Annotated in this window: 1 protein-coding gene; it reads right to left on the bottom strand. The window is 77.8% G+C overall.

Going from position 1 to position 1,888, the window contains the following annotated elements; genetic code table 11:
- Window positions 1–144 precede the first annotated feature (144 nt).
- On the bottom strand, window positions 145–1,888 hold a 1,744-nt coding region (locus VER05_RS17150; protein WP_324846528.1), incomplete at its 5' end, for an HNH endonuclease signature motif containing protein.

Genomic DNA, 1,888 nt, shown 5'->3' on the forward strand with positions numbered 1-1,888 from the left:
GCCAGATCGCCATGACCACGTGGGTCCACCTGTCCGGGCTCGAGCGGTACCCCTGACCGGGCCTCGGCGGCGCCCAGCGGCTCGACCCGCACCGCGGGCACCCCGCACGAGGCGTCCTCGGACCCGCGTCGTCCAGGGCGCGGCTCAGAACGGCGGGGGCTCGTCGTACGGGTCGGCGGTGGCGTCGTGCGACTGCCCGGTCCCGGGGCGGGTCAGGTACCGGTGCCCGGTCGGGGTGAGCCACTCGAACAGCCCGGGCTCGATCTGCCGCAGCCGGAAGCCGCCGTCGGTCTTCAGGCGGTGGTGCCGGTGGCACAGCGGGCCGAGGTTGCCCGCGTCGGTGCGGCCCAGGGGCGCGTCGGGGTCCGCGCCGGGCTGAGGGTGGAACTCCTCGGTGTGGTCCAGCTCGCAGCGGCAGGCCGGGACCATGCACCCGGGCGCCGCGCAGGTCCCGTCTCGTAGTCGCACGAAGTCGTCCAGCGCCGCCGGCGGACGGTACCGCTGCCTGCCGACGTCGAGGACCTGGTGGGTGATGGGGTCGGTGACGACGCGCCGCCACACCCCGCCGACGGCCAGGGCGCGGGCGCGGACGGCGTCGATGGGGCCGTGGCCGTCGAGGTCGGCCGGTTGGTCGTCCAGGCCGATCAGGGTCGAGGCGTTGATGGTGATGCGGACCTCGGCGCCGGGGCGGCCGGAGCATCGGGTGCAGCCGCGGGGCGCGGTGGTCGGTGCCGGGGCGAGCGCGGCCGGCGCCAGCGGCGCGGGGACCGGCACGGGAGCGGGGACCGCCGAGCCGCCGGTCGCGGGAACGGGGACCGGGGAGGGTCCGGCGGGACTAGGGACCGCCGAGGGTCCGAGGGCGGGACCGGGGACCGGCGAGGGTCCGGTCGCCGGACTAGGGACCGCCGAGGGCCCGAGGGCGGGACCGGGGACCGGTGTGGGCGCGCCCTCGGGGACCGGCGACGCCTCGGGCGCGGGAGCAGCGTCCGGGGACGCTGCCGTCGCGGCGCCTGCGCTGGCGCCCGCGGCGCAGTCCGGTCCGGTGGAGTCGAGCGGGACGATCGTGGCGGTCGGGATCGGGTCGACCGGCGGGCGGGGCGTCAGGCTGAACGTGGTGACGCTCAGGTCCTCTGCCGAGCGGCGCGGCTTCGGCACCGCGGGCGCCGGCGGGTCCAACCGGACCTCGAACGCCGGCCCGTCCGAGACCGGGACGTCCCCGACCACCAGGTCCCGCAGCCCGTCCGCGCGCAGCTGGTCCAGCGTGCGGCCGTCCCCGACGGCCTTGGCGGCGCGGGCCGCGTGGTCGAGCACCCCGTCGACCCGGGTCGCGTCCTCGGCCGCGAGCACCAGCCACATCGACGCCATCCCGTCGGCCTGCGGGCGCGGGTGCGTCACGCGGCGGGTGCACCGGGCCCGCTCGTGCCGGTTCGCCGCGCCGTCGGGATCGGCCAGCCGGATCTCGCGCTGCACCCGCTGGCGGAGTTCGGCCACGGAGCACTGGTCGGCGTCGGGCAGGACGGCGTCCTCGACCGCGTGCGCGACCTGGAACGACTGGTCGGTCAGCGCCGCGGCCAGCACCTCGGCCTTGGCGGCGTCGACGTGTCCGGCCTCCAGGGCCTCGCGCGTCCCGGCCAGCATCCCGTCCAGCACGACCGCCCGGCGCACCACCCGGTTCGCGGTCATCCGCGCCCAGCCCAGCCGCATCGCCAGCTCGTCCCCGGCCACGCTCGTCTGGGTCGGCGGTGCGCCGGCCAGCGGGGACCAGTCCGGGCGCATCTCCTCCCGGCTCGCGAGCTCGGCGACCAGACCCAGCTTGCGCGCGTGCTGCTGGGACTCGAGACGGTCCTGCGCCGCGATGACCTCCAGCAGCACCGCCGGCGCCAGTACA

The organism is Cellulomonas sp., from assembly GCF_035634735.1.
GTDB lineage: Bacteria > Actinomycetota > Actinomycetes > Actinomycetales > Cellulomonadaceae > Cellulomonas.